14 protein-coding genes and 1 tRNA gene are annotated in these 21,738 nt (G+C 52.3%); 5 read left to right on the top strand and 10 right to left on the bottom strand.

Annotation, left to right across the window (positions count from 1 at the left end):
- The first annotated feature begins 64 nt into the window (after positions 1-64).
- Positions 65-1,252, top strand: a complete 1,188-nt coding sequence (locus FJ146_01000; GenBank protein ID MBM4250531.1) for a class I SAM-dependent RNA methyltransferase — start codon at positions 65-67, stop codon at positions 1,250-1,252.
- Positions 1,253-1,262: 10 nt separating this feature from the next.
- Here the strand turns inward: FJ146_01000 and FJ146_00995 are convergent, their stop codons facing one another.
- Positions 1,263-2,111, bottom strand: a complete 849-nt coding sequence (locus FJ146_00995) for an HAD family hydrolase (GenBank protein ID MBM4250530.1) — start codon at positions 2,109-2,111, stop codon at positions 1,263-1,265.
- Between the two features lie 114 nt (positions 2,112-2,225).
- On the opposite strand from FJ146_00995, the gene FJ146_00990 reads away from it, so the two are divergent.
- Entirely contained in the window at positions 2,226-3,101 is an 876-nt protein-coding gene (locus tag FJ146_00990; GenBank protein ID MBM4250529.1) for a LysR family transcriptional regulator, read from the top strand.
- 11 nt (positions 3,102-3,112) lie between these two features.
- Here FJ146_00990 and FJ146_00985 read toward each other — a convergent pair whose 3' ends face one another.
- From FJ146_00985 to carA, 6 genes are all read right to left on the bottom strand, one after another.
- Entirely contained in the window at positions 3,113-4,522 is a 1,410-nt protein-coding gene (locus tag FJ146_00985; protein MBM4250528.1) for a glutamate synthase subunit beta, read from the bottom strand.
- On the bottom strand, positions 4,515-9,053 hold the full coding sequence (gltB, locus tag FJ146_00980; GenBank protein ID MBM4250527.1) for a glutamate synthase large subunit: 4,539 nt from the start codon (positions 9,051-9,053) through the stop codon (positions 4,515-4,517). The genes FJ146_00985 and gltB overlap by 8 nt, the downstream gene beginning before the upstream one ends.
- A gap of 251 nt (positions 9,054-9,304) precedes the next feature.
- The gene (locus FJ146_00975; GenBank protein ID MBM4250526.1) at positions 9,305-11,068 is read right to left on the bottom strand and encodes a hypothetical protein; all 1,764 of its coding nucleotides are present in this window, start codon (positions 11,066-11,068) and stop codon (positions 9,305-9,307) included.
- Positions 11,069-11,278: 210 nt separating this feature from the next.
- Positions 11,279-11,355, bottom strand: a tRNA-Met gene (locus FJ146_00970).
- An 83-nt stretch (positions 11,356-11,438) separates the two neighbouring features.
- Positions 11,439-14,768, bottom strand: a complete 3,330-nt coding sequence (carB, locus tag FJ146_00965) for a carbamoyl-phosphate synthase (glutamine-hydrolyzing) large subunit (protein ID MBM4250525.1) — start codon at positions 14,766-14,768, stop codon at positions 11,439-11,441.
- Entirely contained in the window at positions 14,768-15,907 is a 1,140-nt protein-coding gene (gene carA / locus FJ146_00960; GenBank protein MBM4250524.1) for a glutamine-hydrolyzing carbamoyl-phosphate synthase small subunit, read from the bottom strand. The genes carB and carA overlap by 1 nt, the downstream gene beginning before the upstream one ends.
- A 218-nt stretch (positions 15,908-16,125) precedes the next feature.
- Between carA and FJ146_00955 the strand changes: the two genes are divergently transcribed.
- Positions 16,126-17,304 (top strand): thiolase family protein, encoded by a 1,179-nt coding sequence (locus FJ146_00955; protein ID MBM4250523.1) that lies wholly within the window; start codon positions 16,126-16,128, stop codon positions 17,302-17,304.
- A gap of 297 nt (positions 17,305-17,601) precedes the next feature.
- Here FJ146_00955 and FJ146_00950 read toward each other — a convergent pair whose 3' ends face one another.
- The gene (locus tag FJ146_00950) at positions 17,602-19,329 is read right to left on the bottom strand and encodes a cyclic nucleotide-binding domain-containing protein (GenBank protein MBM4250522.1); all 1,728 of its coding nucleotides are present in this window, start codon (positions 19,327-19,329) and stop codon (positions 17,602-17,604) included.
- A gap of 110 nt (positions 19,330-19,439) precedes the next feature.
- Positions 19,440-20,102 carry a hypothetical protein gene (locus FJ146_00945; protein MBM4250521.1) on the bottom strand — a complete coding sequence of 221 codons (663 nt, stop codon included), beginning with the start codon at positions 20,100-20,102 and terminating at the stop codon, positions 19,440-19,442.
- 103 nt (positions 20,103-20,205) lie between these two features.
- Here FJ146_00945 and FJ146_00940 point away from each other — a divergent pair, with 103 nt between their 5' ends.
- Positions 20,206-20,676: an RNA pyrophosphohydrolase gene (locus FJ146_00940; GenBank protein MBM4250520.1), complete on the top strand. Its 471-nt coding sequence runs from the start codon at positions 20,206-20,208 to the stop codon at positions 20,674-20,676.
- Between the two features lie 13 nt (positions 20,677-20,689).
- Positions 20,690-21,124: a hypothetical protein gene (locus tag FJ146_00935; GenBank protein ID MBM4250519.1), complete on the top strand. Its 435-nt coding sequence runs from the start codon at positions 20,690-20,692 to the stop codon at positions 21,122-21,124.
- Between the two features lie 20 nt (positions 21,125-21,144).
- On the opposite strand, the gene FJ146_00930 is transcribed toward FJ146_00935, so the two are convergent.
- Complete coding sequence (locus FJ146_00930) at positions 21,145-21,729, bottom strand: response regulator (protein ID MBM4250518.1); 585 nt, start codon at positions 21,727-21,729, stop codon at positions 21,145-21,147.
- Between the last annotated feature and the right edge of the window lie 9 nt (positions 21,730-21,738).

Genomic DNA, 21,738 nt, shown 5'->3' with positions numbered 1-21,738 from the left:
TGGCGTCGTGCCATAAGCACTAGACAAGACCCCTCCAAATCTATACTTAAGCTCATCATTTCGAATGTTTGCCAGAAAGCACCTCATGTCTAGCAAGTGCCGCCATTATCGCTCGTGCTCCGGTTGTTCCAGCCTCACAACCCCGTATGCTAAACAACTGCGCGATAAGGGCCTTGCCCTGCACAAGATTTTTAGCGGTGTCAAAGTAGGGGAAATCCTGCCTGTCACTGCAAGTCCGACGCAGTTTGCCTACCGCAGCTCGACCAAGCTTTGTTTGGACGAGGACAGCTTCGGTCAGCGTCGCATCGGACTTTATCAGGCGCAGTCTAAAACGGTTGTAAATATCCCAGACTGCCCCGTGCATGAACCTGGCATCAATAAGCTGGTCGCCCGACTGATGACGGGCGATGGCGCAACGAGACTGCCGGCATCCTTCTATCAACACGGAAAACGCGGCTTTCAGCCAAACCGGCTTAAGTTTTTAACCATCCGGAATAGCGCCAGTTTTCAGGCAGCAGGGGTAATTCTATCCCATACTGGGGTCGATGCGTCGGCACTGCTGACATGGGCTCAGCAAGTCGCCACAGATAAACTCGCTGTTTACGGCACAAAACTCTCCAAAGACGACGATACCCGCATCATCGGAAGTGAGGTCACACACCTGGCTGGTCCAAGAACCATCCCATTTGCTGTCGCCGGCCGGACATTTCATCTGAGCCCTTTGTCTTTTTTTCAGGCAAACCAGCAGTTAGTGGCGGAGTTTATCAGGGCGATCACATCTGGCCTCAGTGGCGACACCTTGCTCGACCTCTACGGCGGATTCGGCGCCTACAGCTATGCGGCAGCCGGGGATTTCCGCCAGATCTATTTAGTAGACGGTAACGCGGACGCCATTGAAGCTGCTGCGGCTCAATCAGATGCACCGCGCCATCTTAAAGCTATTCATGACTCGGTAGAAAACTTCCTGGCTCGCCATGCTGCCGTGCAGCGAGACGGGGCAAGGGTCAGTGCTGTGATCATAAACCCACCGCGTGGGGGAATCGCGGCCAAAGTCAGCGCCTACTTCGCATCCCCCACGAAGCACGCTAGTCTTAAATCCCTAACCTACGTCTCGTGCAATCCCCAGACTTTAGTTAGAGATCTAAAACTACTGATGAAATCTGGCCAATGGCAAATCGACTCGGTGCACCCATTCGACATGTTTCCACAGACAGAGCATGTCGAGGTTGTGGCCAAACTGAGTCGCCGCTGAGGTCTAATTTTTAGGTACTTGCGGTGACTTCGCCTTTTTTGACGCTGGAAGTCACACTAGGCTTGATGCCATTTTGCTTAAAGAACTTGCTCAGGGCGGCGGAATCAAGCAGATCAGCGACCGAGCTGACTACGAGATCCGGACGATAGGAGAACTTGCTGAGCTCGTCTTTGTGCGTGCCACCAGAAAGCACCAGAACCGAGTAGTAGCCCATCTGAGTTGCGCCCAGGATATCAGTCTCCATGGTGTCGCCGATCATAATGGTCTCGGCGGTACGAAGCCCTAACTCCTTACGCGCCGCCCGGAACATCACCGGACTAGGTTTACCTAGGCTGAATGCTTTTATGCCCGTCGCGGCCTCAAGCATGGCCACAATGGCACCGCATCCCGGGCGTAGACCACCCTCGGTTGGGCAGCTAGGATCCATGTTTGTAGCAATCAGCTTGGCTCCACGGCCAATTAATTTAACCGCTTTTTCAATAAGTTCTAGGGTCATGGTGCGACCCTCTCCGACGACTACATAATCTGGATCGTTATCTACAATGGAGTAATCATACTCGTGGAGTGCGTTGAGGAGGCCTCCCTCACCGATCACAAATGCGGTTCCCCTGGGAGTCTGTGATGCAAGGTATTGCGCGGTTGAGATGGCGCTGGTAAAGACGTGCTTCTCCTGGATAGGAATGCCCATACGGTGCATCTTGGCAACAACGTCGCGCTTAGTGCGCTGGCTGTTGTTGGTCAGAAAGAGAAAGGGAATTTCATCGTCCATCAGACGTCTTACAAACTCGATGGCACCAGGGATGGGTTGGTTACCCCGGTACATCACTCCGTCCATATCGATCAAAAAACCATGCGCCATAACTGTCATCCTCCGAGGCCATGCTTGTGGCCAGATCTATTCAAATTATGGCACACTCAAATTTGGCACGAAAGTGTATAATATCTATAAAATATATTCATTCTGAGAATACCAATGGAACTCAATCATCTTAAATACTTCCACGCTGTGGTCAAAGAGGGCAGCTTCACCCGCGCCGCGAAAGTCATGCGGATTCAGCAGCCTACCATCAGCAAGATGGTTCGTTCCCTCGAGGAGGAACTGGGTGTCGTCCTGCTCGAGCGCTACCGTAGCGGCGTGCATTTAACCCACGCTGGTGGCGAGATTTTTAAGCGCTGTGAGGAAATCTTTCAAAGTGTTGAGGAAATCAAAACGGTCTCAGGACAAGAAATGACAGAGTGCCAGGGAGCGCTCTCTTTTGGGCTGACCGATTCTGCAGCTAGCTCGCTAGGTCCTCACGTACTCGAGGACTTCCTGGCCAGGCATCCAAAAGTGAGGCCCTCGCTTTTCTCCGGTGCGTCCAATCTGATCTGCAACGAACTTATTGAGGGGCGAATTGAGTTTGGTCTTTTCTTTACGATACCAAGTAACGAGGACTTCTTCGTTAAAGAGCTGATGAAGATTCCCTTCCAAGTGGTGATCGCTAATGACCACAAGCATAAATCAAAGTTGCGATCGCAGTTTATCATCTCGCGCGACATCGATTACCCGAAGTCACGTCAGTTTCCGGTTTTAGAAATGCTTAAGAAAAATAAAATTCAATTTGATGTTGCGGCATCTAGCAACAACTTAGACTCACAAAAACAAATGGTGCTGCGGGGACTCGGTGTAGCCCTACTTCCGCGATTTATGATCAAGTCAGACATTGCGGCAGGAACTTTATCGGTGCTTTATCCGAAAAAAGAGTTCTCCTACAGCCTAAAGCTCGTTACCCGCAAGCGATGGGTACTCAGCAAGAACGCCGAAACATTCCTTGAGTTCTTCCACAAGGTGATTAACGAGCTAAGTTAAAGCAACTGTGTTTAACGATGGAGATAGCGCTCAATAGAATCCGCTGCTCGTCGTCCCTCTGCAATTGCCCACACGATGAGAGATGCCCCCCTACGGGCATCGCCAGCTACAAATACTCCAGGTAGGGAGGTCATCCCATTGACGTCGCCTGCTAAGGTTCCGTTGGGACGCTGCACAAGCCCGGGAGTCACACTTGCAATTTTTGCGTCTGCCCCAACAAACCCAATGGCTAGTAGAACTAAATCTACATCAAGCGAGAACTCAGTACCTGCTTTCTTAATCAATTGCCCATCTTTGGTTTCACACTGCACAGCATGCAGCTGCGACACCTTACCATCCTGACCGCTGAATCCTGTGGTCATCACGCCGAATAGTCGCTCACAACCCTCTTCGTGAGCGTGCGAAACTTTAAGCGTTAGAGGAACCAGAGGCCAAGGTGTCTCGCGGCCGCGCTCATCCCCGGGCTTCGGCAACAGCGAAAACTCATAGATCGCTGCAGCTCCCTGGCGTCGTGCTGTACCGATACAGTCTGAAGCCGTATCACCGCCGCCAATCACTGCTACACGTTTACCGGCGGCGTTGATTGCCGCACTCGTGATTTCACCGCTGAGCACCCGATTCTGCACAGTGAGATAATCCATAGCTAGATGCACACCCGCTAGATCGCGACCAGGAATCGGCAGGTCACGAGCGGCTTCAGCACCTACTGCCAACAGTACGGCGTCAAAATCCCTCTGCAAATCATTGATCGATACGTCAGTACCGACACTCATACCGAGACTAAACTCAACTCCTTCAGCCTGCATCTGCTCGATCCGGCGATCGATCACGTATTTGGCCATCTTGAAATCAGGAATACCGTACCGCAAGAGACCACCAGGCTTCTGGCCCTTATCAAACACGCGCACCTGAAATCCGCGGCGCCGCAATTCCTGCGCCGCTGCAAGTCCAGCTGGTCCTGATCCCACGATCGCGACCCGTTCACGTCGCTCCTCTCGTGGTGCTTGCGGTTTCACGAGACCAGCTTCAAACCCACGCTCAATAATCGCCAGCTCTATTTCACGAATTGTGACTGGCTGATTGTCACGATTGAGAACACAGGCATTCTCGCACGGGGCAGGACAGAGGAAGCCCGTAAACTCAGGAAAGTTGTTGGTAGCGTGCAATTTCTTTAAAGCTTCTTCCCACCGTCCCGATCCGACCAAACTGTTCCACTCGGGAATCACGTTATGGACGGGACACCCGTAATCGCTCTGACAGAACGGAACTCCGCAATCCATGCAGCGTTTGGCCTGCTGCAAGTTTTGCTCAAGCGGCAGCGTCTTTGGACCGACGTAATCCCAGTCTTTCACCCGCTCGTTGACAGGGCGATAAGCCGTTTTTTGCCGCGCTATTTCGAGAAATCCCATAGGATCAGACATGACTTTGCACCTCATGGCCGACGGATCTTTTGGTTGATTTGACACGCACCGATTTTTTACTGGCTGAGGCACCATCCGACTTTGGGGAAATTTTCACAAACTTTGCTACGTGCCATTCCCAATTTGTCATGATCGCCTGTGCTCTGGCGCTTTGAGTGTGAGAAATATGCCGATGAATCATCTGGCGCAACAGTGCCACATCCGCCTCGTCCCCGGCGACTGAGAGTCGGCTAGTCTCGACCAGACCAGGATTCAAGCGCAGATGGAACAGTCCATCGGTGTCGAGTACATAGGCCACACCACCTGACATGCCCGCGGCAAAATTGCGCCCTACGGCACCAAGCACTACAACAACGCCACCGGTCATGTATTCGCAACCATGGTCGCCAACACCCTCCACTACGGCAAATGCACCGCTATTGCGGACAGCAAAGCGCTCACCTGCGGCGCCTGCCGCATAGATTGAACCAGAGGTGGCACCGTATAATGTCGTGTTACCGATGACCACCGGCACATCATCGATAAACTGAGCTTGCTTAGGCGGGATAATCACAATACGCCCGCCACTAAGCCCCTTACCAACGTAATCATTAGCAGCGCCGATCAAATTGGCCGTAATTCCTGGAGCCAGAAAAGCACCAAAGGACTGGCCCGCGATGCCTTCAAACCGAAGTGTGATGCTATTGTCAGGCAAGCCGTCCGCCCCATAGCGCCGCGCGACTTCGCCGGATAGTAGCGTACCTGTAGCGCGGCGCGCATTGTTTATACGCCGTGACAGCACCACCGGAGTGCGATCATCAAGGGCCGGGCGACATTGTTGCACCAAAGAGTCATCGTAGGTATCCGGAGCATAGCCACCGCTGCGCTTGGTAAATTTAGGCGTCAACTGCGGCTTGTGTAGTAGCGGCGATAAATCTAGATGACGCGCTTTGCCAGGTCCCTCAACACGCCTTTGGCCGATGAGATCAGTGCGACCGACTAAATCGGCAAAACTTGTGATACCCAGATCCGCCATCCATGTGCGGACCTCCTCAGCTACAAAAAAGAAATAGTTGATCACATGTTCAGGTTTGCCACTGAAGCGCTTGCGCAACACTGGATCCTGAGTTGCAATACCAACGGGGCAAGTGTTCAAGTGGCATTTGCGCATCATAATGCAGCCTTGAACTATCAGGGGTGCCGTCGAGAATCCGAATTCATCAGCTCCCAGAGCTGCCGCGATTACGACATCACGACCAGTGCGGAGTTGGCCATCAGTTTCAATGACGACCCGGTCTCGTAGTCGATTGACCAAGAGAGTTTGGTGAACCTCGGCCAGACCGACTTCCCAAGGCGCACCTGCATGTTTGATTGAGCTGAGTGGCGATGCGCCTGTGCCGCCGTTATCTCCAGCAACAAGGATCTTATCCGCACCGGCCTTGGCCACACCAACCGCGACCGCGCCGATACCAGCCTCGGAAACTAATTTTACCGAAACCCGAGCGCGGGGATTAGCACTCTTGAGATCAAAAATCAGCTGCGCCAGATCCTCGATAGAATAGATGTCATGGTGAGGTGGCGGCGAGATAAGCTGGACTCCAGGAGTGGAGTGGCGCAGCTTGGCAATTTGCTGATCGACTTTATGTCCAGGCAACTGCCCACCCTCGCCGGGTTTCGCTCCCTGGGCAATTTTAATTTGAATCTCGTCCGCGTTGGTTAGGTAATGAACCGTGACACCAAAGCGCCCTGATGCCACCTGCTTGATCGCTGAATTACGCGACAGCGTTGGTGACTCCGGTTGGAACCTAGCAGGATCCTCACCCCCCTCACCGGTGTTACTCTTGCCACCGATGCGGTTCATCGCGATAGCCAGAGCCTCGTGTGACTCCTGACTGATAGCTCCGAGAGACATGGCACCCGTGGTGAAGCGCTTGACGATTTCTGCTGCTGGCTCAACTGCCGCCAGATCAACTTTTGTTCTTTGCTTGAGCGGTGTCAGTAAATGACGCAAGGCAGTGGGCGCTGCCATCTCGGCATTGGCAAGTTTACTAAAGTCGGCATATGCCGCAAAACTACCCGTTGCCGTTGCCTGCTGGAGTTTGGCTATGGCCTCGGGACTCCATGCGTGCTGCTCGCCGCCAAATCTATAGTGTATAAAACCGCCGGGTAGCGGCAATTCTTCACTCGGACGACTACGGTCAAAACTCTGCCGATGTCGTCCGATCGTTTCCCGCGCCAAATCGTCAAAAGTTAGGCCCGCAAGGCGGCTGGACGTCCCAGGGAAAAAATCATCGACGAGTTGGGGCGATAGACCAAGCGCCTCAAAGATCTGCGCTCCACAGTAGGACTGCAGCGTCGTGATGCCCATCTTGGACATGATCTTAAGGAGGCCCTTTTGGCTACCTTTAAGAAACGACTTCACGGCCGAGTCGTATGTTAAAGTCGCAGCAAGATCACCGTTAGCAAAGAGACCTTGGATAGAAGCCAAAGCTAAATAAGGAACCACCGCCGCAGCACCGTAGCCAATTAAACAGGCAAAATGGTGCGGACTGCGAGCCTCTCCAGTCTCTATAATAATATCAGCTCGCGTCCTCAGACCAAGTTTAACTAGTTCATGGTGTACCGCAGAAACTGCTAACACACTTGGGATCGCGGCATGAGCAGCGTCTACACCCCGATCACTAAGAACCACCAATGCTGCACCACAACGAACCTGCTTGACAGCGTCGTCAACCAACTCGCATAGCGCCATCCGCATACCAGCAACACCGGTTGCAGGCGAGAAGAGCGTCGACAGTTTACAAGTCTTGAGTGCGGGGATCCGCTCAAGTGAGTCTAGCTCTCCAGGTGTCAATATAGGCGATTCGATTTTCACCAGTAACGCGGATGATGAAGGCGGTGCCGCAAGATTACCTTTGGTACCTAGATACATAGTGAGTGACATCACCATATCTTCCCGCAGGGGATCGATCGGCGGATTTGTCACCTGGGCAAATTGCTGCTTGAGGTAATCAAACAATAAGCGTGAACGCTGCGATAAAATAGCGAGCGGCGTATCATCACCCATAGAAGTGACTAACTCATCGCCGCTCTGAGCGATGGAAGCTAAAACCATACTAAGCTCTTCGCGCGTATAAGCGAACGCTGCCTGTTGGCGGCTGAGCTCTAGAATATTTTCAGCACTAATTTGGGGATCTCGTGGTTCAAGCTGGGTGATGTGCCGTTCCGCCCACCCTACATAATCAAATTTTGCTGCTGCTTCAGATTTCAAGTCAAAGTCACTAATGATGCGATGTTGCTTGGTATCGATCAACATCATCTCACCAGGGCGTAATTTGCCCCAAACCTTCACACGATCGGCGGGTACTTGGAGGACCCCTGCCTCCGAGGCGAGAATCACCGTATCGTCAGTCGTCACCGTATACCGACAAGGACGCAGTCCACTGCGATCAAGCGCAACGCCAAGTTTGACACCATCGGTAAAGCAAAGCGCTGCAGGTCCGTCCCATGGCTCCATAAGCGTAGCATTGTACTCGCAGTGAGCACGCCTAGCCTGATCTAGGAAGCTATTTTTCTGCCATGCCTCGGGCACTAAGAGGCGCAGAGCCTCGTCGACGCTGCGGCCCGTAAGCACGAGTAGCTCAACAGCATCATCGAGACACGCCGAATCACTCTGATCAGCGCGAATTAAAGGACGTAACTCCTCCGCGAACTCGCCGAAAAGTTCATTGGCTAGGCTGACCTCCCTCGCCCTAAACCAATTCACGTTGCCTCGAATGGTGTTGATCTCACCATTGTGACAGAGCCAACGAAATGGATGAGCAAGGCGCCACGCCGGGAAGGTATTAGTGCTGAAGCGAGAATGGACAGCCGCCAAAGCTGATGTTAGGCGCGGATCAGTCAGGTCGACGTAGTACGAGGAGACCTGCTCAGGAAGTAGCATACCTTTATATACAATGGTACTTACCGAAAGGCTGGCGACATGGAACGATTCATTGGCACCGCCTATTTGAGCGCCAATAATTTTCTCGCTCAAACGCCGGGCCAGATACAAGCTGCGGTTAAACGCCAACTCATCCCTGGCACTTCCGCGTCCGATAAAGATTTGAAACACAGCTGGTTGCACGGCCGATGCGGCTTCACCAAGGACGCTGGGATCTACAGGCACCACGCGTGTTCCAAGCCACTCGAGTCCTACGCGCTCCGTTTGCGACTGGAAGGTATCCCAAATCGTCTGCTGCTGAGATTCCTCAGTGGGCAGAAAAACCATGCCCACCGCATAGTCACTGGCCGCCGGCAGACTGATACCGCTGCCCTCTGCGATCTCGAGTAGGAAATCATGAGGCTTCTGCAGGATGATCCCTGCACCGTCACCAGTCTCAGCATCGTAGCCCGTAGCGCCCCGATGCCTTAGGTTTTGGAGTATCATCAACGCCTGACGTACCACAGTATGGGTACGCTCTCCACGCATGTTGACTATGGCTCCAATACCGCAGCCATCGCGCTCAAATCGGGGGTCATAGAGGCCTTGCCGCTGGTTTTGTAACGTCATGATAGGTACTTCCCACTTCAAGCTAGAAATGCTGGATGTAAAAAAGCACCATCACCGTCGGCCAAGCGGCCAATATATGAAAGTATATAATTTCTATTTTAAAGATTCATTTTAGGAATGAAAAAGAAATGCCTATTTTTGCTGATTATTTTTCACATGAATCGGGAAAATTTGATTAGTCAAAGTTTTGTAAAAGCTAAGGACGACAAAGAAGCCGGGAGCAGGACGCTCCCGGCTTCTTTGTCGTTATATCACTTCGAGCCGATGGACTTGTGATCGGTCAGCGTGGTTAGGAAATCGATCATGGCTTCCACTTCATGCTTACCCAAACGATTTGGTTTAGCATCATTAGCGGCCTTGATTCCTTTCGCCATCTTCTTGTCGTACCAGGGAGCAATCACTTCCGGCATCAGACCGAATCCTTTGGGCATGATTACTTCTGAGGGGCTCCATTTATCAAAGGCTGCCACCGGATTAGAGTAATGCTGTACAAAGGAGAAGAGTGTTCCGTAGGCACCGTCATGCCCCCATGGTCCTGTATGGGTGATGTTACGTAAGGGCACGGTTCTAAACTTCCAATTGTCTTTAGGATTATGGGTCACACGACCGTACCCAAAGTCATCCCACTTCTTCGGACCATCGCCCTCGCCAGGGCCAATTTGGACCACAGCGACACCGTGATGGAGATAGTCTGTTTGGAACGGACCAGAGTGGCAAGGCCCACAACCGCCTTTGCCGTAGAAATAAACGGCGCCGCGCTTTTGGTTTTCCGTCAAGGCACTATAGTCACCACGGAGATACTTATCAAACGGGCTGTTGATGGCTAAGAAGCGTTCGGATTCATAGGCGGCAATCGCGTTCGCCAAGTGCTGGATACCAAAGCCACCTCCACCCAGCTCCGGGAAAGCCGCACTAAACATAGCCTGGTACTCTTTCTTGCTGAGTACTCGCGCCATAATTTCCTTCCAGATATCCGTGTACGAACGAGACTGGTTGGTATTGTTAACGTAGGCTGCACATCCAGCCATTTCCTTTTCCGACGCCATAGGGAAAAGTGCTTGTGCCGCGAGTGCGTTATCTAGGCCGGGAGGTGTTTCGACTCCGGCCGGGGTAATGTACCCATTCACGCCGTGTGGTGCTGCCGCAACGCGGCTATCCCAGAACAAATTGCGGAACGATGAGTGACCAAGGTTGTAGAGGGCTGGGGGATTGCGGGGCAGAAGATCCTGCACCGTCACCGCCCCCTTCTTTTCGCCCGAGATCACATAACCAGTTGGAGAAAAGCTCGTCCAGATCGTGCTCCCCTGACTTGCCACATGACACGATGCGCATGAGACTCCGTTCGATGTGGAGAGAATGGGATCGTTGAAAAGGCGCTCACCTAAGGCATATTTCTCTTTGCTACCACGGTAGAATTCTTTGTCACCGACAGCGTATACCCCATATTTTTTAAGGGCTTTTTGCAACGCCTCATCGTACTTAGAAATATGACCACCGATTCCACCAATGCCACCCCCCCCTATGCCACCGCCAGCCGTGCTGCAATAAGGAGGACTGCACACAGGTTTTTTGTAGGAGTAAATCGAATACCCACCAGTCTGGTAGACATTGCTGTAGCCATAGTTGAAGGTGTAGCCAACGTTGACTGTGGAATACACCTGCGGCACATAGGCGCCGAAGCCGAGTAGGCCCTGAAGCGGTGCCCAAGAGGGTTCGGAGCTGGTGCGATCCAATTCGCTTGAGACCGCGCTCACTTTAGCGTCGGAACCCGTCTCAAAAGCGGCTAGGGCTGATGCAGCATCGGTGATTACGGCTCCATCAGGGGGTACTCGTAACTCCCTCGTTTCGCCGTCGTCACGTACCCCGACCAGCACGTTGGCCGGTAATCGGTCGTACTCGGCTGCCAAGTCGGGATTGATCCCGTTGGGCTGACCATCGCCCGCACCGTCTTGTTTGGCGCAAGATGCCATTAATAATAACACAGTCACTAAAGAAGCATTGCGAAAGTTAAGCATGATTGCCTCGAGTTCTATTAAGAACGAAAACTGCGAGGCGGCTTTTATTTAACTACAATGAGTTTGTCAATTATTTATCTTTATTTTTTAAAATAAACTATAAAATATAATAAAAATAAAATAATAGTAGAGTGTTCCAATATGGCCTCAAGGAGACACGCCAAGTACCCCGGTGCGACAACTATAAGTTATTGGAATTTATAGGATGAATGGTGGTGAGGGCGAGACTTGAACTCGCGACCTATGGGTTATGAATCCATCGCTCTAACCAGCTGAGCTACCCCACCAGGGAAGTGAGCCTAAGTAGTTAAATGTCCACGGCGAGCCTGTCAATCAAAAGATCAACAAGGCTCCCCTGGGTCTCACCGATTCAGCCTTGGCTGCGATAGGCTGGCAACGGTAAGACCTCGTGAACTTGGGCAAAATCTGGATTTCGCGCTAAGGCATGACAGAAGACTATGGTCGACTCCATGTTGGTTAAAAGCGAGCTACCAAATTGGACTGCTGCCTGCCTGATCTGTGCACCGTAACTCAACTCCTGCGACTGCAGCGCCTTAGGCACATTGATGACCAAGTCAACAAGCCCCTCTTTAATGGCACGAATGACATCCATGCCACCCTTTGCCTCACCGGGCCACGCGAGTCGAGTCACTCGGAATCCGTGCTTTTCCAGGTAGTCAGCCGTACCCGCGGTGGCGAATAGGGGAAGTGATGTCTTGGCGAAAAATTCTGCACATTCGAGGAACTTTAGCTTCTCGCTCTCGGGGCCGGCTGAAACCAGGATACCCTTCCGCGGCCTACGACACTTCGCCGCTTCCAGGGAGAGTAGTAAAGCCTCGTCGAACGACCGACCGATACATCCCACCTCCCCCGTCGAGGCCATCTCCACACCGAGCACAGGGTCAGCCCCAGCTAACCGCGTGAAACTGAACATCGGAGCCTTGACACCAACATGCGGCAAGTCATCCTCGGGCAACCGCAACATGGCCGGCTTAACACCAATCATTAAGGATGTAGCTGCGTCGGCTAAGTTTAATCCCACAACCTTTGACACGAACGGGAACGACCTTGCGGCGCGTGCATTACATTCGATGACCTTAATGTGGTTCTGCCTGGCTAAGAACTGAATGTTGAAGGGACCGTTCAAGTTTAGGCCACGCGCAATAAGCCGCGCCGCTCCTCGTACCCTCCTGACTGTCTCAACATAGAGCCGCTGCGCCGGTACCACCATCGTCGCATCGCCAGAGTGGACGCCCGCATTTTCAATATGTTCACTAACTATGGATGTCAGGATCTCGCCATCTTTGGCGATACCATCCAACTCGATCTCCCGCGCTCCGAGGAGAAACTCCGAGATGACTACTGGATGATCCGTCGAGATGTCGATCGCAACCGCTAATGATTGGGCCAAAGATGCCGCATCAAAGGCCACGCGCATGGCCGCTCCTGAGAGCACGTAGCTGGGACGTACCAGGACAGGGAACCCGACCTCACTAATGAATTTGTCGACGTCAGCTTGCGTTGTGGCAGCAACCCATCGCGGTTGGTCAATCCCAAGTTTATCGAGCAGCGCCGAGAATAGACTGCGATTCTCCGCCATATCGATGGTTTCTGGACTGTGCCCTAAGAGGCGCACGCCAGACGCAGCTAGTGGCAGCGCCAGCTTGTTGGGTAGTTGCCCCCCCATGCAGGCAATCACGCCAGTTGGCTGCTCCAGTTCGCAAATATCCAAGATACGCTCGAGCGTCATTTCCTCAAAAAACAACCGATCAGAACTATTGTAGTCCGTCGACACCGTCTCAGGATTGCAGTTGATGATGACACTACGCCATCCGGCCCGCTGCAGCTCACGGCTACAACTCACCGCACACCAGTCAAACTCTACACTCGTACCGATACGGTAGGCGCCGCTACCCAATACGACGATGGAGTCCTTACCATCATCTGGCAACTGATCATGAAACATACCCACATAGGACATGTAGAGGTAATTGGAGGGCGAGGGATATTCACCAGCCGTGGTATCGATCTTTTTGACATAGGGAACAACGCCATGTTGTTTTCGCAGCTCCCTGACAACGCGCGATCCAGCCTGAATTGCCTTTTCTGATAGTTTAGTGTCCCGGCGCGCCGCATGTAAAACCAATGCTGCCAACTGCTCGTCGCCAAATCCGGCCGTTTTCAGGCGACGCCAGGAAGCCTTATCCATCCCATCGAACACCGCTCGCAAAAACGCCTCGTTGTCGCTCTCTGGGGACGTCCGTCGTGCGCGGTCGACAACTTCACGTTCAAGTGTGGTGATTTCACGCAGATTTGCCAGAAACCATTTATCAATGGCCGTCAAAGCATGAATTTTTTCGATATCCCATCCAAGCCGCAACGCATTCAGCACAGCATAGAGACGCGTATCAGTCGGCTGTGAAAGAGCCGCCTCCAACTCGCTTTCCGACGATGTCCTAAAAGCACTGAGACCCTCGCCAAGCTCGGTCACCATGCGGACGGCTTTTTGAATCGCCTCCGGGAAACTCCGCCCTATAGCCATCACTTCGCCCACCGACTTCATCGTCGAACCTAGAAGTCTGGAGGCACCGCGGAATTTAACCAAATCCCAACGTGGCACTTTGATCGTCACGTAATCAAGCGCCGGTTCAAAGTAGGCGTAGGTGACGCCAGTCACCGGATTGATTAACTCTAAGAGATCGTGTCCAAGGACGACTTTAGCCGCCACATAGGCGATAGGATAGCCAGAGGCTTTGCTAGCCAAAGCTGACGAGCGCGACAGCCTTGCGTTGATTTCGATCACATAGAACTGGTGACTGAATGGATCCAGTGCATACTGGACGTTACATTCTCCGACGATGCCACAGGCTTCGACGATCCTCTGCGCGGCATTGCGTAAAATCTGATACTCATCGTCCGAGAGCGTCTGACTTGGACACACCACAATAGAGTCGCCGGTGTGAATTCCGAGAGGGTCAAAATTTTCCATATTGCAGATGGTGATGATATTCCCCTCACCATCGCGCATGACCTCGTACTCAACTTCTTTCCAGCCCTTCAGCGATTTCTCCACCAGCACCTGGGGTGAATTGGCCAATGCAGGAACAACTAGTGCAGCGAGCTCCGACGCATTATTGGCGAATCCCGACCCAAGGCCTCCAAGGGCATAAGCCGCACGGACGATAACAGGATAACCAATCGCACCTGCTGCTGCCTCTGCGGCAGCGAGACTAGTCACCGCGTGACTAGGTGGTACGGGAATCGCAATCTCGCGCATTTTTTGCGCAAAAAGGTCGCGATCCTCAGTCATCTTCAAGGTCGCGACCGACGTCCCGAGATTCAGCACATTATATTTAGCCAGAATATTCCGATCATGCAGAGCAATGAGACAATTGAGAGCAGTCTGACCGCCAAATCCTGCGACTATGGCATCGGGGTGTTCCTTGGCGATGATCTTTTCGACCCACTCTGGCTCGACCGGATAAAGGTAGACTTTGACATGGGGCTCTGGACTCGTCTGTACAGTGGCAATATTCGGATTGACCAGGATGACCTCGCATCCCTGCTCCGTCAGCGCCTTAACGGCCTGCGTACCAGAGTAGTCAAACTCGCCTGCTTGACCGATCGACAGTCCACCAGAACCGAGTAAAAGAACTTTGGGCGCTCTACCAAGTGCTCGGAGCTCTGCACGCATAGGCATTAGGTCGTCACCTCTTGGACAAATTGATCAAGAATCCAGCCAGTATCGCGCGGACCACCCGCAGCCTCGGGGTGAAACTGCACACTACGGAAAGGCTTTGTCTTATGTTTGATCCCCTCAATCGTCTGATCATTGGCATTGAGGAACCAGGGCTCCCAGTCGTCAGGAATCGAAGCCTCGTCTACAACATAACCGTGATTTTGACTGGTCATGAACCCGCGCCGGGTGCCTACCTGGTAGACGGGCTGATTGTGGCTCCGATGCCCGTACTGCATCCTTTTAGTGGTGGCGCCAGCGGCAATCGCGAGCACCTGGTGGCCAAGGCAAATGCCAAGTAAGGGGCGATCGCCTGTGAGTATTCGCGATACTTGCCCACACAGGTCGCCAGTACGCACCGGATCACCCGGTCCGTTGCTTAGTAGCCAGGCTGTACAATCAACGGTGGATAAATCAGTGTCCCACGGCAATAACTCTACCTCGCATCCACGCTCGATCAACTGGCGCAAGATATTCCACTTTACGCCACAGTCGACCAGACCGATCCTAGTCTTGCCGCGCCCAAGAATGCGACGCTCCTTACTGGACACCGCAGCTAAAATTTCATGCTGCCCAGGATCAAAGAATCCCTCACCGCTGACCTTGGTCAGCGTCGGCCCTAAATCTCTCAATCCGATGGAATGTTCCGGCAGTACCTGTCCTAACAAATTAGCTGACTGGCGAATCAGGTGGACAATGTGGCGCGTATCGAGTCCGATGATACCTGGTACACCCTGATGCTTGAGCCATGCATCGAGTGACTGGAAACTGTTCCAGTGAAACGCCTCAGGACTATCAATGGCTAAGATCACCGCAGCAGCATTAACCCGGTCACTTTCGAATCCATGCGGAATCGGTAACTCTAGCGCTCGCGGCAACGATGGAATGCCATAATTTCCGATCAAGGGGTAAGTGAATACGAGTATTTGCCCGAAGTAAGAGGGGTCTGTCAGCGCCTCGCTATATCCAACCATGCCGGTCGTAAATACCATCTGGCCGCTGGCTTTGACTGGAGCTCCGATCAATTGACCATTAAAACGGTTACCATCGGAGAGCTGAAGGGAGCACGGTGCGCGGTCATCTCTGGGACCTCGAAAAGACATAGCGGGATGTCCTCATAGCAAGCGGCCTGAAGTGGCCCGGTCCGATCTGGGTTGGATGCAACTTATAACGGCTAGGACCCGATTGCGCCACAAAAAATTACGTCTTAATCAGATGAAGAATAATTTGGTGGCTAAGGGCGAAATGTTTCCATTAAGAAAGAACCAAGAACAGCGCCAAACCAGGTTGACCACGGTCGGCCCTACATCATGAGGACGAGATGTCAGAAGATACTCTGCTTGTGTACGCTAAACGCACTCCTATCGGAAAACTCAGTGGTTCCTTGTCCTCCGTGCCCGCTCCGAAACTCGCTGCACCGTTAGTGAAGCATGCTCTCGACACCACCGGCATCAAGCCAGAGTCCGTTGATGAGATCATCATGGGGTGCGTCCTGCCTGCTGGCATTGGCCAGGCACCGGCGCGACAAGCGGCCTTGTACGGTGGTTTACCCAAGTCAGTGTGCGCCACAACGATAAATCGTGTTTGTGGCTCCGGTTTGAAGGCCGTGATGCTCGCTGATCAAGCGATTAAATCGGGTGACGCAAGCGTCATCTTCGCTGGTGGCATGGAAAGTATGTCGCTCGCACCTCATATGCTGCCTGGTAGTCGCCAGGGCTACAAATTTGGTGCTGTGGAATTACAAGACCACATGCAGTTTGACGGACTGTGGGACCCCTATGGCAACAAAGCCATGGGTAACTTTGGCGACTTGTGCGCCAAGGATTTCAGCTTTTCGCGCGAGGACCAAGATAAGTTCGCCATTCAAAGTTACGAAAGGGCGCGGCGAGCCGCCGAGAGCGGTCATTTTACCAAGGAGATCGTGCCTATCGAAATCGCAGGCAAAAAAGGCAACGTGATTGTCGACAAGGATGAGCAACCGTTTTCAGTCGATCTAGCCAAATTGCCCACCCTGCGCCCAGCCTTCGAGAAGGATGGCACCGTGACGGCAGGGAATGCATCCTCGATCAATGATGGGGCCGCTCTCAGTGTACTCGCAAGTTCGAGAGCTGTGAAAGATTTCAACCTCCAGCCGATAGCTCGGATCGTGGCCCAGGCATCTCATGCTCAGGAGCCAAGCTGGTTCACAACGGCACCCATTGCATGCATCCGCAAGGTGCTCGCCAAGGCAAAACTACAGATTAATGACATCGATCTCTTCGAGATTAATGAAGCCTTTGCGGTCGTTACTATGGCAGCTATTAAAGAACTCAAATTGGATGCTTCCAAGGTCAATGCTCACGGCGGCGCCGTTGCCCTCGGTCATCCGATCGGGGCAAGTGGAGCACGTGTTCTAGCAACGCTTGTCAATGGACTCAGAGCAGCAGGCAAGAAACGCGGGCTAGCGACACTGTGCATCGGCGGCGGCGAAGCCAGCGCGGTCGTCATCGAATGCATCTAGCAGCCGTCACAGGCTTTGCAGAACCGTCTGAATAATGGTCTGCCGCGTATCCAGGTTTGAAGTAGCTGTTGGAGGTGGTGGTACGATGCTGCCACCTCCCGAGCTCGTCCTGTGCGACCTATTCTCAGCAAGAAACATGGAACAACAGGCGCGGCACGCTAATACTGGCGATGTTTTTCCGCGATACTCTGGGTGCTTGATACATCTCATGTTCATTGGCAGTCTCCGCAGGTAGAAAATCAGCTTACCACTCGGTCAACTAACCGAGGAGTGCACACGCCGTGCCAACCCACGCAATCAGGATGCGAGCGGATTTTTTCTGTCAGATCGCTGATTTAGCAGCTTATCCAGAAGGCGCATGGCGAATCTTTTGTAGAGCTTACAAGCGATTGTCGAATCTCTTTCCAGGAGCTGGAGGAAGGCTACCCTATCGATGATCCTGATATCAACATCGCGCAAAGCTACGAATTGGACTGCACTCGGATTATCGGCTAGTAGCCAAAGTTCGCCAAAAGAATCAGCCGCGCCCAGTTGATCGATGAAGGCATCCTTATCACCGTAGCGACGGAAACAACTCACTTGTCCCCGCAGCACGACATATATACCGCGTGGATCACCGCTGTAACCTAATATTGTCTCTCCAGCCGCGTACTGAGTGGTCACGCCAATATCCCAAAGGGCCTGCGACTGCTCAAAACTCAAATCGGTACACAACGACGATTTTACAAAAGCAGAGCGGCCAAGATCGTCTGCCACTGGTGCCATAGCTGGGGGAATCGGTAACGGTGGTGGCACGACATCAGCCATTGCCGCGGCCTGTGTATTTAATGTTGATTTTGGTCTAGCAACTTCTGTGACAGCTGCTAAGGCGAATTCCACGCGCAGTGAACTAGGCCCCGCTGCACTCGGCACAGATTGTACCGGTTTCAAATCAGCGCGCGGTGGCGGCGGCTGGATCACGCTGGTTGCATCTGGGTCTTCCGGTAATCGCTTGGATTTGGACGAAAGTCCTGCACGCTCGCGGCAGTAACTGGCACGCGAGGGATCGCCAGCCTTTTCAAACGCAACTGCGGCTCGATCAAACATCTGCAACTGCTCATATATCATCCCGGCATACTGATGCCGTTCCATTTTGGACAAAACATCCGCAAGTATAGGTGCACTCTGATCGGAATAGTTGATGTCGGCCATAAGTTGCGGGGCAATATCAACTTTTACAGCGGTTAGAATGTCTTTGACTTGATTGGCCATCCCACCGGCGAGAAGCTTTTGAATTACAGATAGTAACTTATCATTTGCATGTAGGATTTTTGCAAGATTCCCGTCACCATGCCCGTCTGCCACATAGGACGCGATTGATTGCAGTTCAGAAGAACGAAGATCCGTCGTCTTTGATGTACCACTCTTAGCCACAACTTTACTGTAACAGCTCATGGCCTTGGCTTGGTTATTATCTTTGAGATAAAGTCGAGCCGCACGCAGATTATCACTGAGCTCTTCAGCACACTCCGCGGCGTGGCCAAATTTTTCTGCTTTCTCGAAATACTCGCAAGCCATAGTATTATCACCGAACTCACGTGCACACTTGGCAACCTCTGCAGGCATGTTAGCCATTTTGAAACACCGCGCTGCGTTCTCCCACATCGCATGGCGCGCATAAACAACGCCTGCACGATTATGCCGTTGCATCCGCATCAGAATTTTGGCTGCATCGTGGATAAACCCATGATCCTCAAGGACCTGGATGGCCTCCCGCTGCATGGAAAGCTGTTCAAGTAGAGCGGCGGCAGGCTGTACCTTGCCATCCTCAAGGAAGTGCTGCGCCTCCTGAAATAACTTGCGTTCCATGCGCGAAAACTTGCGGCGGCGATCACTTGACCTTTGCGAGGTTTCACTAGATCCCGGCAATCGGCGACGTCGCCCTCGCGCTTTGAGTCCGCGCACGTTAGCGAGTTGCCACAACGCAGCGAAAATACACCCTATCGCTAGCGTTAAAACTACCCCAATTTTCAATGCGATAGGCACTGATCGACCCCGACTAAAGACCCAAACCTTAAATGGTCCCTCGAGAGGTATCGGTTGGAGAGGCGAGTAATATTAGGGTCGCGTGGCGGTGCCACTGCAGCAGTTAGGCCTCACCTAATTTGGTATGTAAGCCCAAATGTATTCTTTTTATCCCATGTCATCCGTGGGGTAGGATCACCTGGACTCATAGTGACACCGGGTGAAATCTGAGCATTCATTTTCAAACTAAAGTCACGATTGAGACGACAAACTAGACCGCCACCCAGACTGACCGACACGGGAGTTTGCCCCTTACGTTCTTCGGCTGTGCCGTCATTCACTTGGGTAGTAAATGTATAGTTTTTAACTACACCACCCACTGTCACATAGGGCATGAAGATTTCTCCTGCCCACAGGATCAGCGTGAATCCACTACCGCGTTCGGTAATAACCGTTTTATTGACGACGGATACACAGGAACCCACCGTTGGACAAGTTGGGTCTGCCAAGTTCGCCGATCCATTGGATCCGCCGGCAGGAGGCTGATAAACCGATGTCGTGCTCAGCTGAACGCCGTAATTTAGACCGAACCTAATATACTGTCCTAGGTCAAAGTCGACACCAGCAGTGCCGTACTGCATTGTTGTAATCTGTAAGGGCACGTTAGTAGTAGAAGTTGACACAGAACCTGTGACAGAAACCCCAGCTAGTGATGAAGTTGTCACTCCCACCATGCCGAGTGTCGCAAAACACAATGACATCAGAGAGTGATACCTATGGTTACTTAGTTTCATGTTTGGCACTCTTCTGGCGAGGTGGCACTGATGCAGGCTTGGGGGGCTGACCGAACGGTCCGATTAGTTTATTATACCATGATAGAGACGCTTATTATCAGCCTTGAGAGGTAGTCCTTTGGAATCTGAGTACAGACCGTGCGTCCTTGCCGTTGTAACCAATAAAGACGGTTTGGTTTTAGTCGGTGAAAGGGCAGAACCGCCGGGCTCGTGGCAATTCCCACAGGGTGGCATTGACACCGGCGAATCGCCAGAGACCGCAGTGCGTCGGGAAGTTCAAGAAGAAATCGGAGTAGCGGAATTTATCGTTTTGGGTCGCAGTGTCGCTCCGATACGCTATGATTTTCCTCCAGATATCGCCGGACCTTTAACAAAAAAATTCAAAGGTCAGGATCAGATCTGGTTCCATGTCAGATTACCAGCTGGGCATGAGCCATCGCTAGAGCGCGCCACTGACAAGGAGTTCAGATCCCTAGCTTGGGTGACTGTAGCTGAGGCGCTCCGGCGTGTCGTACCGTTTAAACAGCAAGCTTATCGCCAAGGGCTCTCTGCCTTGGGCCTTTTAATAACCTGACGAACGAAATTTTATGCCCCGCATTTCTCTTGTAAATTTTGCCATCGGCTTTTGGACACTGTTTATCGCAGCTGCCAGCGGAGCCTTTATCGCCACAGACTTAACCGCATCGTATGTTGCGGAACAGGCTATTAACCCAACTTGGAATACTGTCCTCCTTAGTAGTGCTCACGGCCACACTAACCTTTTTGGTTTACTTCACATTGCATTCGGACTGACATTGCCCTACTCAAGACTGGGTCCACGCTGGCAAGTCCTACAGAGTGCCGGACTATCCTGCGGTATACTAGCCATGGGTCCCGGCATGTTTATCCGATCCTTATACCCACCTGTTGCTGATGGTACGGACTCAATCGGCCTTGTACTAGGTTTGTTATTGTCAGCAGCACTGGCAACTCTGTTCAGCCATGCTGCCGCTCTCACATCAAGGTGTATTGCGCGTAAATGACGCAGATTTTCTGAAAGTCTCTACCCTACTTTTTTGATGGAAGTTAGGAGCGATCTCGCCTCGTCGAACAGCTCTTTCTCCACCAGTCTTTCAACTTTCCGCTTACCGTAGAGTACTGGACGAAGGAACTTCTTATCACCGATTAATTGCACGAGTCGCACAAAATGTGCCCTCAGCTCCATGCCGCGATTGATGAATCCGTGAAGCTCATCGACTGAAAATGGTTTGCGCAAAAAACCATCCGCCAACATGGCAGCTTCGCTCTCCTGCTCTTCCGTCAGAAGTGCGCCACTAATGAGAAGAACGGGAATGCTCGGATCGTGGCGACGAATGCGCCGCATCATTTGAAAGCCGTTAACGCGGGGCATTCTAATGTCGCACAAGACCAGGTCAACTTGCTTTTCCGACAAGGTTTGAGCAGCTTCGCGAGCATTTTTAACTACGATGACTTTAGAAAAAAACTTATTGAGGTGAATTTTGAAAAACTTCAAAAGGGTATTGTCGTCGTCGACCACTAGAATGTAACTGGTCGTGTCGTACTGCCCACTTGGGTGGTCACCTACCGGTAAATTGCCATCGGGTGGGTTGTTGTGATCGATGCTCATAGCGTCCTC

Source organism: Deltaproteobacteria bacterium (assembly GCA_016874735.1).
Taxonomy (GTDB): domain Bacteria; phylum Bdellovibrionota_B; class Oligoflexia; order Oligoflexales; family CAIYRB01; genus CAIYRB01.
Note: the sequence above shows the minus strand (reverse complement) of the source record. Positions and strands in the feature narration are given on the sequence as shown.

Excerpts from the sequence above, each read along its gene's own strand:
- FJ146_01000 (MBM4250531.1), top strand. The coding sequence starts at position 65 with ATGTTTGCCAGAAAGCACCTCATGTCTAGCAAGTGCCGCCATTATCGC.
- FJ146_00995 (MBM4250530.1), bottom strand. The coding sequence starts at position 2,111 with ATGGCGCATGGTTTTTTGATCGATATGGACGGAGTGATGTACCGGGGT.
- FJ146_00990 (MBM4250529.1), top strand. The coding sequence starts at position 2,226 with ATGGAACTCAATCATCTTAAATACTTCCACGCTGTGGTCAAAGAGGGC.
- FJ146_00985 (MBM4250528.1), bottom strand. The coding sequence starts at position 4,522 with ATGTCTGATCCTATGGGATTTCTCGAAATAGCGCGGCAAAAAACGGCT.
- gltB (MBM4250527.1), bottom strand. The coding sequence starts at position 9,053 with ATGACGTTACAAAACCAGCGGCAAGGCCTCTATGACCCCCGATTTGAG.
- FJ146_00975 (MBM4250526.1), bottom strand. The coding sequence starts at position 11,068 with ATGCTTAACTTTCGCAATGCTTCTTTAGTGACTGTGTTATTATTAATG.
- carB (MBM4250525.1), bottom strand. The coding sequence starts at position 14,768 with ATGCCTATGCGTGCAGAGCTCCGAGCACTTGGTAGAGCGCCCAAAGTT.
- carA (MBM4250524.1), bottom strand. The coding sequence starts at position 15,907 with ATGTCTTTTCGAGGTCCCAGAGATGACCGCGCACCGTGCTCCCTTCAG.
- FJ146_00955 (MBM4250523.1), top strand. The coding sequence starts at position 16,126 with ATGTCAGAAGATACTCTGCTTGTGTACGCTAAACGCACTCCTATCGGA.
- FJ146_00945 (MBM4250521.1), bottom strand. The coding sequence starts at position 20,102 with ATGAAACTAAGTAACCATAGGTATCACTCTCTGATGTCATTGTGTTTT.
- FJ146_00935 (MBM4250519.1), top strand. The coding sequence starts at position 20,690 with ATGCCCCGCATTTCTCTTGTAAATTTTGCCATCGGCTTTTGGACACTG.
- FJ146_00930 (MBM4250518.1), bottom strand. The coding sequence starts at position 21,729 with ATGAGCATCGATCACAACAACCCACCCGATGGCAATTTACCGGTAGGT.